Genomic DNA, 13,155 nt, shown 5'->3' on the forward strand with positions numbered 1-13,155 from the left:
AGAGCGAAGCCGAGAAGCGGGGAGGGGCGCGGCCTCAATTTCACTTCGCGAAACGCAACGCAGGCTCCCAGCCAACTTCTGTCATTCGACTAGTTTCACGCCGTCGAACGGACGGTGCGCATGGCAATCACCTACGATCTGGTCAAGGAAGTCACCGCCAATCTCTATGATTGGTCGCTGCGCCGCATCCCCGAATCCTCCAAGGCCGAGTTCCGCAAGGCACTGGCGACGGAAACCGAGCCGCAGGCGCGCCAGACGCTCGCCTTCATGCTGGACAGCGCCGAGCGGGCCGAGACCACCGGCAAGTTCCTCTGCTCCGATGCAGGCGTGCCGAGCTACTCGATCAAGATCGGCTCCGGCGCGCGGATGGAAGGCGACATCCGCCAGGCCATCGTCGACGGCTTCGCTGAGCTCACCCGGACGATCCAGCCGCCGCTCCTGCGCTTCGTCACCAATCCCCTGACCAATGAACGCAGCTTTCACGGCAGGGACATGCCGCTGGTCTCCTGGGATCTCGTCGGCGAGGGCGACTATCTCGACATCACCTGCGCCCCCAAGGCGCTCGGCGGCGGGCGCTGGGCCGCCGTGGAGATACTCGTCAGCCCGAGCCTGGACGAGATCGAGCGCTGCATCCTGGAGATCGTGCTGCGGGCCGGCGGCCAGCATTGCCCGCCGGTGGTGATCGGCGTCGGCATCGGCGGCACCTTCGACCATGCGGCGAAGCTCTCCAAGGACGCGACCCTGCGCCCCTTCGGCGAGCGCAATCTCGAGCCGATGGTCGCGGAGATGGAGGAGCGCCTGACCCGCGCGGTCAATCAGATGGGCTTTGGCCCGATGGGCGTCGGCGGCGCGACCACGACCTTCGGCGTCCACGTCGAATACGCCTCCGGCCACGGTTTCACCCCGGTCGCGGTCTCGTTCAACTGCTGGATCAACCGGCGGACTCGGGCGCGGATCTACAATTCCGGAGTGGTGGAGCGGATCGAATGACGAACCCGTCTCCCATTCGCCTCTCCCTGCCGTTGACGCCGGAGGCGGCGCGCTCGCTGAAAGTCGGCGACGTCGTGCTGCTCGATGGCGAGGCCGTCGCGACAGTTGGCATGCCCACCCAGAAGCGCATGGTCGCGGAGGTCGAGGCCGGGCGCGAGCTGCCGCTCTCGCTGCGCGACGGCACCTTCTTCCATATGGGCGTGAGCTATGAGGACGATGACGGCCGGCCTGGCACGGTCCATTACGTCAACCCGACCACCTCCAGCCGCTTCAACCATCTGATGCCGACGCTGATCCGGGGCTTGCGCCTGACCGCGACCGGCGGCAAGGGCGGGCTCTCGCAAGACAGCGTCGACGCGATGCGCGAAGTCGGCTGCGTCTATTTCTCCTTCGTCGGCGGCGCTTCGGCCCTGCTGAGCGAGGGCGTCGAGGCGGTGACCGATTGCGCCTGGCGCGACCTGATCATGCAGTTCCGCCTCAACCGGCTGCGGCTGAACGGCTTCGGGCCGGTGATCGTCGCGATCGATGCCAACGGCAACTCGATCTATGAGCGCCTGATGTCTTCGGCCCGTGAGCGGTTGCCGGAGATCATCCGTTCGCTCCACTCCACAGAACATGACGACGGGACCGACCGATGAAAGCGATCGAGATCACCAGGCCGGGCGGCCCCGAAGTCCTGGCCTTCTGCGACCGTCCGGTCCCCGCGCTCGGAGCCGGCGACGTGCTGATCCGTGTACGCGCTGCGGCCGTGAACCGGCCCGACATCCAGCAGCGGCGTGGCCTCTACCCGCCGCCGCCCGGCGCGACCGACCTGCCCGGGCTCGACGTCTCCGGCGTGGTCGAGGCGGTCGGTGCCGAGGTCGCCTGGCCGAAGGTCGGCGATGCCGTCTGTGCGCTTGCCAATGGCGGCGGCTATGCCGAGTTCTGCGCCGTGCCGGCCCTGCAATGCATGCCACTGCCGAAGGGCTTCTCCTTCGCTGAGGCGGCGGCGCTGCCGGAGGTGTTCTTCACCGCCTGGAACAACGTCATCTGGCTCGGCCGGCTCGCTGATGGCGAGACGCTTCTGGTCCAGGGCGGCACCAGCGGTGTCGGCATGGCTGCGATCCAGATCGCCAGGCAATTGCGCGGTGCCCGCGTGGTCGCGACCGCCGGCACCGCCGAGAAGCGCGCGGTCTGCCTGGAAATCGGCGCCGATCTCGCCGTCGACTACCGCGCCGATTGGGTGGCAGAGATCGAGGCGGCGATCGGCAAGGAGAAGGTCGACATCGTCCTCGACGCGCAGGCCGGGCCCTATACCGAGAAGCAGCTGCAATTGCTGGCGCCCGATGGCCGCGTCGTGCTGATCGCCAGCCATCTCGGCCAGATGGCCGAGGTCAATGTCCGCAATATCGTTCGCCGCCGGCTGACGCTCACGGGATCGACGCTGCGGCCGCGCGATGCCGCCTATAAGGGGCGGATCGCCACCAAGCTGGTGGAGAAGGTCTGGCCGCTGCTGGAGAGCGGGGCGATCCGCAGCCATATCTGCGCGAGCTTCGACTGGCGCGATGTCCGGGACGCGCATGCGCTGATGGATGCCGGCGACCAGGTCGGCAAGGTCGTCCTGACCATGCCGGAATAGGGTCGGGGGTAGCGGAAAAGACACCGTCTTTCCGGGGCGGCGCGGAGCGCCGAGCCCGAAATCCAGAACCGACGCCGTATCCGAAGAAGCTGGCCAGCTATCGAGCTTCTTGATGGCTGACATCGGTTCTGGGTTCCGGGCTCAGGCCTTTGGCCTGCCCCGGAATGACGGAACATTTCCGTCTGGGCGAAGCACGTTCTAGAACAGCGGTTCATGCTCGCTTAGCCGGATCCGCCGCGTGTTCTCCTTCGCGCCCGTCCAATCCGTTCTCAAGGCGCTGCGGCTGCTGACCGAGGTCAATCGCTGCAGCGTCGCGACCGTTGGCGAATTGCATCGCCGTACCGGCATTCCGAAGCCGACGATCGTGCGCCTGCTCGAGACGCTGATGGAGGCCGGCTATGTCGTGCGCGACGAGCGCATGCGCGGCTATCTCGTGACCTCGCAGGTGGCGCATCTGAGCGCGGGTTTCCATGGCGCACCGATGGTGATCGAGGCGGCGCGGCCCTGGGCGGCGGCGCTGACGCGCCAGATCAAATGGCCCTGCGCCGTCTGCCTGCTCGACTATGACGCCGTAGTGGTGCGCTTCTCGACGATCCCCGACAGTCCGATCTCCCCCTTCCATGCGACGCTCGGCTACCGCCTCAACTTGGGTGGCCGGGCGCTGGGGCGCGCCTATCTCGCCTTCTGCCCGGACGAGGAACGAGAGGTCCTGCGCGCCGCGATGCGGACCTCGACCGAGCCCGAGAACAGCAGCCTCTCCGATGAGGATATCGAGCGCATGATCGCGCAAGCGCGCTGGCGCGGCTATACCGAGCGCGATCCTGCCGCCGAGCCGAAGAATTCCGCGACGATTGCGGTGCCGATCAAGCTCGGTGAACGCGTGCTTGCAACCTTTGGCGTCACCTTCTTCCGCGCCGCGGTGCCCAACCCCGACGACAAGGCCAGGATCATCCATCCGCTGAAGAAGGCGGCGGCGAATATCGAGGCGCAATTGGAGGCGCTCTCGCAATCCATGGGCGTCGCGTTTCAAGGCGAGAAATAGCGGCGCTTTCCCAGGGTGTGCCGCCGGCTCGTGCCTAGTGTCCGGACAACAGCTGCAAAGCGATCTTGTCCGGAGGAAACCTCAATGATGCGGCCGATTTCACGCCGTGGCTTCATGGCGTCCGTGGCCGGCGCCGGCGCGCTGGCAGTCCAGGGGCGGGCTTTCGCCGACACCTGGCCGAGCCGGCCCGTCACCATCGTCGTGCCGTTCCCGGCGGGCGCCTCGACCGATGTCGTCGCCCGCCTGCTGGCGGAGAAATTGCGCAGCGAGCTCGGCCAGGGCTTCGTCGTCGAGAACAAGACCGGCGCCGGCGGCAACATCGCGGCGACCGGCGTCGTCCGGGCGGCGGCCGATGGCTACACCCTGCTGTTCTCGTCCTCGGGGCCGCTTGCCACCAACAAGCTGCTCTACAAGAAGCTGGCCTTCGACCCGCTCGCCGATCTTGCCCCGATCGCACTGCTCGGCGACGTCCAGGGCATCGTCGCGGTCCACCCGTCGCTGCCGGTCAAATCCTTCGCCGAGCTCGTCGCCTACGGCAAGGCCAACCCCGGCAAGCTCACCTTCGGCAGCCCCGGCTTCGGGCTGATGGGCCATGTCACCGGCGAGCTGATCCAGCGCAAGGCCGATTTCCAGATGACGCATGTGCCCTATCGCGGCTCGGCTCCACTCTCGACCGACCTGCTGGCGGGCACGGTCAATGTCGCCATCGACTTCATCCCGGCCTATATCCCGCACGTCAAAAGCGGTGCGATCCGCGCGCTCGCGGTGACCAGCGACCAGCGCGCTCCGCAATTGCCGGAGGTGCCGACCCTGGCCGAGGCGGGATTGCCTGATGTCAACGCGACCGGCTGGTTCGCGATGGTCGGGCCGAAGGGGCTGCCGGAGCCGATCGTGGCGCGCATCGCCGCGATCACGCGGGCCTATGTCGAGAGCGCGGAAGGGCGCGAGAAGCTCGCGACGATCGGCGTGCGCTCGCTCAGCGGTGATGCTGCGGCGGTGAAGACTGCGCAGACGCAGGAAGTGGCGAAATGGGCGGATGTGGTGCGCGCCGCGGCGATCTCGCTGGATTGAGCTGAAAGTTACAGAACAAGTGCCTGGCCCGGGGTTCGACCAGCCAGGCTCCTGCTCCCCATTCGATTATGGCTGACAAGCCTGACGTGGCGAATGTTGCGATTGGGGCGGAAGCAGACGTTGCGGATGTCCAATTGGCGCTGCATGCTGAACGGCATTCGGCTGTGGGTGCTGGAGCGGTACTAAAGTGCCAAAGGTGCTCTATTGCTGGCGCTGCCGCCAGGACATCCCGATGCTCGACGAAAGTGAATGGGCGGAAATCCAGCCGCTGCTGTTGGGGGCGTTTAATGGGTTGAGAGAATATCGCCAGCGGCACCCCAACGCCAGCATGGTAGAATCTCAGCAGCAAGCGCATGGGCCAACCGCATTAAAGCGATACTTCGAGCTAACGGGCCTCCAAGAAACAAATATCAACGCAATCTGGCATCATCGGGCGAGCGCTTTTGGCGCGCCCTGTCATTCATGCGGAAAGCCGCTTCGCACTCCAAAGGCTCGATTTTGCGCAGAATGCCCGGCTTGATCACCGTCCTTTCGCAAGTTTTGAAACGGGTCCGAGCAAGGATGAGATATGCCAAAAGAGCCGGAGAGTGAATTGCAAAAATTCAGAGAGGAGAATATCTCGCTCGATCCCGGCATTGAGATAGCTGAAATCGACGGATGGAGCATAGTTCAAGCTATCGGAACCATCAATGGAGCGCCATTCTACTTTAAAGCTAAACACAATTATTGGTTGTTGGCTATTGGTGGCGACGATCCTGCCGATCTCCCCGAATGGGAATACGAAGAGCGATATGGTGAGGGCCCGTATGGTGCGAATTTCATGGAGCATGAGATAGCCAAGCGGTTAATCCTAGAGGCCGCTGGACGATTTCTTAGGGGTGATCCAGACCCGAGAAACGCGCGCGATTCTTCACCTCCCCGGTGAGCCCAGCTCGTACCCGTTAAAGCCCTTTTGAATGGATCGGACGCAGACTTCGCGCAGGGCTGCAACGGATCGCGAGCCGATTGTCTCGCCAATTCTCTCGCCCTTTATCAGGCTCCCTCCAACCCCAGCAGCTCCGCGGCATGCCCGCCGGTCAGCCGCCTGATCTCGCTTTCCGTGAACTGCAGGTCGAGTAGATGGCCGACGATCTCGCGGTAGCCGTCGATCGGGCGCGGTGAGCCCGTGAGGCCGAGATCCGAGCAGAGCACGGTGTTCTCGACGCCGGCGACCTCGATCACCCGGCGCAGCTCTGGTGGCTCGAACTTCTTCGACTTGCCCTCGACGAACATGCAGATCGAGTGCTCCATCACCGCGCCGAGCGCGACGAGGTCGCGGATTTCCGCATCGCTGCAATTGTTGACCATGTAGGTCGGGTGGTTGACCAGCAACTTCCCGACGCCGCGCGCCTTGGCCTCCTCGAACACGGCAAAGAGCTCGGGCGTCGAGAGATGCCCACCGGCCAGGATGATGTCACCGGCCGCGATCAGGTCGAGGATCAGCTTGACGTCGTCGGTGAGCTTGCCGTCGGCGCCGAACGGCGTCAGCGGGATCGGATCGAGCATCTTCTGCGCGGTCTTCGGGAAGGTCTTTACCGCCCCGGAGGCGAGCACGTCGATATGGTTCTTGGCCGAGAGCGTCGGCATCCAGACGATTTTGCCGCCTAGCTTGATGGCATGGTCGACCGCATGCGGGTTGAAGCCGCCCGAGGCGTTGTTGAGCGCTATGCCCGAGAACAGCCTGACGCCGGTGTCCGGCACCAGCTTCTCCAGCAAAATCGAATGGGCGGTGCCGAGATAGAAATGATCCTTGTAGACGACGGCGCGGAACTTCGCCGCGGCGGCGTCCAGCATCGCCTCGTGATGGTCGAGGATGCGCGGCATCGCGGCCGGGCCGCTATGGCAATGCAGGTCGACGGCGCCGACCAGGAGATCGGCGATCTGCCGGCTGCGCGCGTCTGAGGTCTCAGTGGTGGCGGTCATGTCGCAGGCCCTCAGGCGGTTTCGCCGGGCATCGGATAATCCGCGGCGTTGATGACCCAGCCGGGCTTCTGCGAGAAGTCGAGGCGGGGCGGCGAGAAGATGTCGATCATCTGGTTCAGCCCGGGCAGGACCGAGCGCGAGGTGTGGATCGAGGGCGGCGGGATCACGGTCAGCGACGGCGCCGCCATCAGTTCGTGCTCGTCCTCGCGCCAGATCCGCATGTCGGGCGTCCAGGGCCAGCGGATGTCGTGGATATAGCCGCCGTCGATCACCAGCGAGCCCTGCTCGAAATCGTCATGGTGATGCGGCGAGAGCGCGGTGATATCGCGCAGGCCGTGGCGCGGGTCGAGCATGTTCACCATCAGCGTGGTGCAGCGGAAGATGCGGCCGAAGCGGCCTTCGCCGCCGTCGGCATCGAGGCTGTAGGCGCGAACCTTGAAGCCGCCTCGTGGCTCCGGCCAAGGCTCCAGCAGCGCGACATTGGCATGGGGCTGCGCATAGGAGGCGGCGTTCGAGCAGGAGGCCGCCAGATCGGCCGCGACGCTGGAGAAGATGCGGATGACGCGGCCGGTACCCTTGAGCGTGACGCGCGAGGCACCCGGCGGCACGAAAACGATCGAGCCGCCTGCGACCTCGACCGTCTCGGTTCCGGCCGTGACCGTCGCTCCGAGCTCCTTCTCCGGCAGGATCAGGCAGTATTCGTCCGGCTGCGCCGCGCGCGCCAGCACGGCGCCTGGCTTCACCTCCGAATAGGCGGTGATGAAGTTCTGGCCGCGCGCCAGCCAGGTGCGCTCGCTCACGTTCGCCTGCTGCGGTTCTTCCGCGTAGAAGCGGGCATAATCGGCGCCGGCATAGGCCTTGACCGGGGCGGCCTTCGCCGCTGCCGGAGCGGCGAGCTTCGAGCGCGGATCGCTGGAGGGATAGCTCACGGGTCGATGTCTCCTATCGCGCGCCGGGGTTCTCGACCCGGCTCCTGGCTGTCTGCATCTGCGCCAGGGTTTCACTCGCCGCCTTGCGCAGAAAACCCTGGTCGGAGGAGAGGATGAAGGCGCTGGCGCCGCGCTCGGCGAAGCCGGCGGATTCCTCGCCATTGTCGGTCATCACGCAGACCGGCTTGCCGGCCTTCTTCGCAGCGTTGAGGATCGCATCGACGGCATCGCGGACTTCAGGCGCATCGCGGGTCGGCGCGCCGAATGCGACGGTGAGGTCGCCGCGGCCGATGAAGACGGCATCGAGCCCCTCGACCGCGAGGATGGCGTCGATCTCAGCCAGCGCCGACGGATCCTCGATCATCGCGATCGTCGCCACCGCCGCATCGGCGGCGTCGACGAGGTCCCACATCTTGCTGCCGCCATAGCGGCCGGCCCGGGTGACGCCGGAGAAGCCGCGCTTGCCGCCACGATAGCGGCAGGCGGCGACGAGGGCTTCAGCATCCGCGACGCTCGCGACATGCGGGGCGAGGATGCCGACGGCGCCGCAATCGAGCGAAGCCTGGATCGCATCGCTCGCCAGCGTCGGGACGCGCACCACCCCGGCGACGCCGGCCGCCCGCGCCGCCAGCAGCACGAGGTCGGTGGTGACGCGGTCGAAGGGGGCGTGCTCCTGATCGACGACGATGAAGTCGAAGCCGCTATTGCCGAGGATCTCGGTGGCGTGCGGGCTCGGCGTCTTGACGAAGCTCCCCGCCAGGAAGGCGCCGCTGACGAGGCGCTGACGGAAGCTGGACTGGGCGGATGTCTGCATGGTCTGCCGTGCCGATGTCGATGATCGGATGATGGCACCACCTCTCCCCGATATGGCCGGAAGTCCCGGCGTTTCACATCTCGAAATCAGCCGAGGCGCGCGCCCCCTGCGTCAGAAAGCCGTCAGGATCGCCCTGGGATCTGACGGGGAAACGTCGGATACGACACTCGGGGGGAAGGGTATCCGAATGAAGACTCGCCTGTTGCTGATCACCGGCCTGATGGCCGCCTGCGTCATGCCGGCTACTGCCGGCACGCTTGAGACCGTGCGGAGCCGCGGCGAGATGATCTGCGGCGTCAGCCCGGGTGTCGCCGGCTTCTCGGTGCCGGACGAGGCCGGGCGCTGGGGCGGCTTCGACGTCGACATCTGCCGGGCCGTTGCAGCCGCCGTGCTCGGCGATGCCGGCAAGGTCCGCTACACCCCGCTCAGCCCGAAGGATCGCTTCGTCAGCCTGCAGAGCGGCGAGATCGACGTTCTCTCGCGCCAGGCGACCTGGACCCTGTCGCGCGACACCCAGATGGGCCTTCGCTATGTCGGCGTCGGCTACTATGACGGCCAGGGCTTCATGGTCCGCAAGTCGCTGAACATCAAAGCGGCGAAGGAGCTCAATGGCGCCTCGGTCTGCGTGCCGACCGGCACCACCACCGAGCTCAACATCGCCGATTACTTCCGCGCCAACGGCATGAAATACGAGGGCGTCGCCTTCGAGGCCGGCGACCAGGTCGCCAAGGCTTTCGAGTCCGGTCGCTGCGACGTCTTCAGCAACGATGTCTCGGCGCTCTCGGCCTATCGGCTGAAACTGGTCAATCCGACGGAATACGTCATCCTGCCCGAGCTGATCTCGAAGGAGCCGCTCGGCCCGGTCGTGCGCCAGGGCGACGAGACCTGGACCAGCATCGTGCGCTGGTCGCTCTATGCCATGCTGGTTGCCGAGGAGCTCGGTGTCACCAGCGCGAATGCCGAGGAGCAGAAGCGCACCGGCTCGCCCGAAGTGCAGCGCCTGCTCGGCGTCTCCGCGAATCTCGGCGAGTCGATGGGCTTAAAGCCGGATTGGGCACTGCAGATCGTCAAGCAGGTCGGCAATTACGGCGAGGTCTATGAGCGCAATGTCGGCTCGGGCTCGAAGCTCGGCATCGAGCGCGGCCTGAACAAGCTCTGGACGCAGGGCGGCCTGCAATACGCGCCGCCGGTGCGCTGATGCCGGCGTCGGGCCGCTATCCCGCCGAAGCGCTGAGCCGCTTCGCCGCCGCCCTGCTGGAGGCGGCCGGGACGCCGCCCGACAATGCCGCGCTGGTGGCTGATGCCCTCGTCGATGCCGATATTGAGGGTCTGGCCTCGCATGGCCTGCTCCAGCTGCCGATGTATCTGGAGCGGATCGCGTTAGGCTCGGTCGATCCCACGGCCAGAGGCGAGATCGTCATCGATGACGGCACCCGCCTGACGCTCGATGCAGGGAACGGGCTAGGCCATGTCACGGCCGAGCATGCCTGCGAGATCGCGAGCGCCCGTGCCGCCGAGCACGGCGTCGCGATCGTCGCCGTCCGCAACGCCTTCCATTTCGGCGCGGCCGGGCGCTTTGCCCGCAGGATCGCGCTCGCCGGCAAGATCGGCATCGTCATGGCCAATACCCGCCCGATGCTGCCAGCGCCGGGCGGCGCCGAGGCGGTCGTCGGCAACAACCCGCTGGCGATCGCCGTCCCGACCGGCGGCGAACCCATCGTCCTCGACCTCGCCATGAGCGCCGGCGCGATGGGCAAGGTCAGGCTGGCAGCGAGCAAGGGCGAACCCATTCCCGAGGGCTGGGCCCAGACGGCCGAAGGGCTGCCGACCCGCGCCGCGGTCGAAGCGATCAAGGGCGTGCTCCTGCCGGCGGCGGGAGCGAAGGGCTTCGGCCTCGCGGTCATGATCGACCTGCTCGCCGGAGGCCTGTCGGCTGGCGGCATCGGCAGCGAGGTCCAGCCGCTCTATGGCGACCTCGCCCGGCCCTATGGCAGCGCCAACCTGGTCATCGCGATCGAGATCGAGGGGATGCGGCCCGTCGCAGACTATGAAGCGGCCGCAGCGGGCTTCGCCGAGCGCATCCGGCAGTCGAAGCCGGTTCCGGGCGCTGCTCCGATCCGCTTGCCCGGCGATCGTGCTGCCGAAGCGCGCAAGCGTTTCGACGGAAGCTGCGCGCTGGCGGCGGAGACGCTTGCCGCACTGCATGGCCATGCCCGTCGCCTCGGCGTTGCGATCCCGGACAGTCTCGGCGGCTGAAAGCCGACGCGGGATCATCGCGGGCTCGAGAAACTCGTTCAATTGATATGCAAAACTGATTCTTGTATATCAAACGAAAGACCCGGCATTTGGCCGATCTCTACGAGGAGAAGGCTGCACCATGCCATCGCATTCGTCCCGTGAGCCAGTCCTCTCCGGCAAGGTCGCCATCGTCACCGGCGGCGGCACCGGCATCGGCCTCGCCATCGCCAAGGCGTTCGTCGCGGAGGGGGCGCAGGTGGTGATCGCCGGCCGCTCCCAGGCCTCGCTCAACAAGGCCGCCACGGGGATCGGGGCGCATGCCATCGCCGCCGATGTCTCGCAGGAGGCAGATGCAGCCAGGCTCGCCGGGGATACGGCCGCGCGCTTCGGCGGCGTCGACGTCCTCGTCAACAATGCCGGCGTGACCGGGCAGGTCGCCAATGCCGAGGACCTCGACATCGTCCAATGGGACGAGACCATGGCGATCAATATCCGCGGCACGATCCTGTGCATCAAGCATTGCGTGCCGCTGATGCGGGCCCGCGGCGGCGGCTCGATCATCAACATGTCGTCGCTGATGGGCCTGCGCGGCTATCCGATGCGCAGCGCTTATACCGCGACGAAATTCGCGGTGATCGGCATCACCGAGGCGGTCGCGCAGGAGGTCGGCATCCACGGCATCAGGGTCAATGCGCTCTGCCCCGGCGCGGTCAATGGCGAACTGATGCAACGCGTCATCGCCGCCCGCGCCGCCAAGGAGGACCGGCCGGCGGAGGAGATCGTCCGGGCCAACTACACCGACAAGGCGGCGCTGAAGCGCTGGGTCGAGCCGGAAGAGGTGGCGCGCGCTGCTCTGTTCCTGGCGAGCGAGCAGTCGTCCTCGATCACCTCCGAGCGCATCAAGGTCGACGCCGGCCGGATGTGATCCGGCCGGAAGCCCGATAATAGCCGGGTTGCGGGTTCACGCCGCCCGGCTGCGCCCCGTGAGAGCCATGGCGGATGGCCCACGTTCGTCTTCGGTCCGGAAGGCCGAGACGAGCTGGCTCAGCCGTTCGATCTGCGTCAGCAGCATGCGCGCTGAGGCTGCGCTCTGCTCCGCCAGGGCGGCGTTTCGCTGCGTGATCTCGTCCATATGGCTGACGGCCTGGCTCATCTCCTCGATGCCGCTGGCCTGCTCGCCCGCCGCGGCCGCGATCTCGCCGACCGTCGTCGAGACCCGGCCCGAGGCGCCGACGATCTGTTCCAGCGTGTCGCCAGCGAGCCTGACCAGCCGCACGCCCTCGGTCACCTCGGTGCCGGAGGTGCCGATCAGGCCGGTGATGTCCTTGGCGGCCTCGGCCGAGCGCTGCGCCAGCGCCCGGACCTCGGCGGCGACGACGGCAAAGCCACGCCCGGCATCGCCGGCGCGCGCCGCCTCGACGGCCGCGTTCAGCGCCAGGAGATTGGTCTGGAAGGCGATGCCGTCGATCACGCCGGTGATCTCGGAGATCTTCCTGGAGGCATCCTCGATCCGGGCCATCGCCGCGATCGCCTCCCGGATGATGCCGCCGCCCGTGCTCGCGACCGTTGTCGCTTCATCGGCCAGGGCCGTCGAGGTGCGGGAGGCCTGGGCCGAGCTCTTTACTGAAGCCGCGAGCTCCTCAGTCGTCGCGGCCGTCTGCTCCAGGGCGGAGGCCTGTTCCTCGGTGCGCTCCGAGAGATCGGCGGCGCCATCGCTGATTTCCTGCGAGGAGGCGGCGATGGCGGTCGAGCTCGTCTTGATCGTCGCGATCATCTCGCCGAGCCTAGCCATGGCGTCGTTGAAATGCATGCCGATCTGGGCGTACTCGGCCGGCATATCCGACGAGATCCGGAAGGCGAGATCGCCACCCGCCAAGGCCGCCATGCCCGCGCTGACCAAAGCGATGGCCCGCTCGCGCTCCGCCGCCTTGGCCTGCTCGCTGGCGCGTGCTTGCGCTTCAGTCTTCAGGCGGGCCGCTTCCGAGGCTTCGAGATAGACGGAGATGGCGTAGTCCATGTCGAGCAGGCAGGCCTTGACGATCGCGGCGATCTCGGCCGCCCGCTCATCCGCCCCGGGCAGCCTGGAGCCGAAACGGCTCCTCGGCCAGCGCGCTTCCAGCACCTTGCCGATCAGCTGCGAGAGCAGCAGCGCGTAGCCGCCGATATACCAGCGCGGCTCCAGTCCGATCCGGGCATGAACCTGTCCGACGCGGATGACGGCCGCGACATAGTCCTGGTCGAACTTCCCTCTGGCGATCCCAGCCCAATGCGAGGCCTGCCTCGCCTTCGCGCTGCCGAGCTGCTCCTCGCTGCGAAAGAGGGCCATCGTCTCCGGAAAGGCCCGGATCTGCGCGTAGAAGGCGTCGAGCGCAGTCGGAAGCGCAGCGACGATCGTCGGCTCGACATCACGGAGGCGCTGCCGCGAAGTCCCATCGAGTTGCAGGAACTCAAGCCGCCGGGCGAGATCGTCGGACGCAGACATGGGTTCTTT

General features: G+C 66.7%; 13 protein-coding genes. 9 read left to right on the plus strand and 4 right to left on the minus strand.

The window, feature by feature from the left end; translation table 11 throughout:
• Window positions 1-120 precede the first annotated feature (120 nt).
• The 6 genes from AC1DS0_RS26975 (at window position 121) to AC1DS0_RS27000 (ending at window position 5,646) form a co-directional block, all read left to right on the plus strand.
• Window positions 121-990, plus strand: coding sequence for a fumarate hydratase (locus tag AC1DS0_RS26975; RefSeq protein ID WP_476817300.1), 870 nt, complete (start codon window positions 121-123; stop codon window positions 988-990).
• The gene (locus tag AC1DS0_RS26980) at window positions 987-1,628 is read left to right on the plus strand and encodes a fumarate hydratase C-terminal domain-containing protein (protein ID WP_476817301.1); all 642 of its coding nucleotides are present in this window, start codon (window positions 987-989) and stop codon (window positions 1,626-1,628) included. The genes AC1DS0_RS26975 and AC1DS0_RS26980 overlap by 4 nt, the downstream gene beginning before the upstream one ends.
• Complete coding sequence (locus tag AC1DS0_RS26985) at window positions 1,625-2,608, plus strand: NAD(P)H-quinone oxidoreductase (protein ID WP_476817302.1); 984 nt, start codon at window positions 1,625-1,627, stop codon at window positions 2,606-2,608. The genes AC1DS0_RS26980 and AC1DS0_RS26985 overlap by 4 nt, the downstream gene beginning before the upstream one ends.
• Before the next feature lie 238 nt (window positions 2,609-2,846).
• Window positions 2,847-3,650, plus strand: coding sequence for a DNA-binding transcriptional regulator (locus AC1DS0_RS26990; protein WP_476817303.1), 804 nt, complete (start codon window positions 2,847-2,849; stop codon window positions 3,648-3,650).
• Between the two features lie 87 nt (window positions 3,651-3,737).
• On the plus strand, window positions 3,738-4,721 hold the full coding sequence (locus tag AC1DS0_RS26995; protein WP_476817304.1) for a Bug family tripartite tricarboxylate transporter substrate binding protein: 984 nt from the start codon (window positions 3,738-3,740) through the stop codon (window positions 4,719-4,721).
• A gap of 568 nt (window positions 4,722-5,289) precedes the next feature.
• A complete protein-coding gene (locus AC1DS0_RS27000; RefSeq protein ID WP_476817305.1) occupies window positions 5,290-5,646 on the plus strand; it encodes a hypothetical protein in 357 nt (118 codons plus the stop codon).
• Between the two features lie 107 nt (window positions 5,647-5,753).
• On the opposite strand, the gene AC1DS0_RS27005 is transcribed toward AC1DS0_RS27000, so the two are convergent.
• Genes AC1DS0_RS27005 through AC1DS0_RS27015 form a run of 3 tightly spaced genes read right to left on the minus strand, consistent with a single transcriptional unit; the run spans window position 5,754 to window position 8,426 of the window.
• Entirely contained in the window at window positions 5,754-6,683 is a 930-nt protein-coding gene (locus tag AC1DS0_RS27005; protein ID WP_476817306.1) for a DUF6282 family protein, read from the minus strand.
• 11 nt (window positions 6,684-6,694) lie between these two features.
• The gene (locus AC1DS0_RS27010) at window positions 6,695-7,612 is read right to left on the minus strand and encodes a cupin domain-containing protein (RefSeq protein ID WP_476817307.1); all 918 of its coding nucleotides are present in this window, start codon (window positions 7,610-7,612) and stop codon (window positions 6,695-6,697) included.
• A gap of 13 nt (window positions 7,613-7,625) precedes the next feature.
• On the minus strand, window positions 7,626-8,426 hold the full coding sequence (locus AC1DS0_RS27015) for an HpcH/HpaI aldolase family protein (protein WP_476817308.1): 801 nt from the start codon (window positions 8,424-8,426) through the stop codon (window positions 7,626-7,628).
• Between the two features lie 187 nt (window positions 8,427-8,613).
• Here AC1DS0_RS27015 and AC1DS0_RS27020 point away from each other — a divergent pair, with 187 nt between their 5' ends.
• The 3 genes from AC1DS0_RS27020 to AC1DS0_RS27030 all read left to right on the plus strand — a co-directional run bounded on the left by AC1DS0_RS27020 (window position 8,614) and on the right by AC1DS0_RS27030 (window position 11,589).
• The gene (locus tag AC1DS0_RS27020) at window positions 8,614-9,624 is read left to right on the plus strand and encodes an amino acid ABC transporter substrate-binding protein (RefSeq protein ID WP_476817309.1); all 1,011 of its coding nucleotides are present in this window, start codon (window positions 8,614-8,616) and stop codon (window positions 9,622-9,624) included.
• Window positions 9,624-10,682 carry an Ldh family oxidoreductase gene (locus tag AC1DS0_RS27025; protein WP_476817310.1) on the plus strand — a complete coding sequence of 353 codons (1,059 nt, stop codon included), beginning with the start codon at window positions 9,624-9,626 and terminating at the stop codon, window positions 10,680-10,682. Before AC1DS0_RS27020 ends, AC1DS0_RS27025 begins: the two co-directional genes overlap by 1 nt.
• A gap of 121 nt (window positions 10,683-10,803) precedes the next feature.
• Window positions 10,804-11,589, plus strand: coding sequence for an SDR family NAD(P)-dependent oxidoreductase (locus AC1DS0_RS27030; protein ID WP_476817311.1), 786 nt, complete (start codon window positions 10,804-10,806; stop codon window positions 11,587-11,589).
• A gap of 36 nt (window positions 11,590-11,625) precedes the next feature.
• On the opposite strand, the gene AC1DS0_RS27035 is transcribed toward AC1DS0_RS27030, so the two are convergent.
• Window positions 11,626-13,146 (minus strand): methyl-accepting chemotaxis protein, encoded by a 1,521-nt coding sequence (locus AC1DS0_RS27035; RefSeq protein WP_476817312.1) that lies wholly within the window; start codon window positions 13,144-13,146, stop codon window positions 11,626-11,628.
• Window positions 13,147-13,155 lie beyond the last annotated feature (9 nt).

Source organism: Allobosea sp. P4_H5 (assembly GCF_056400825.1).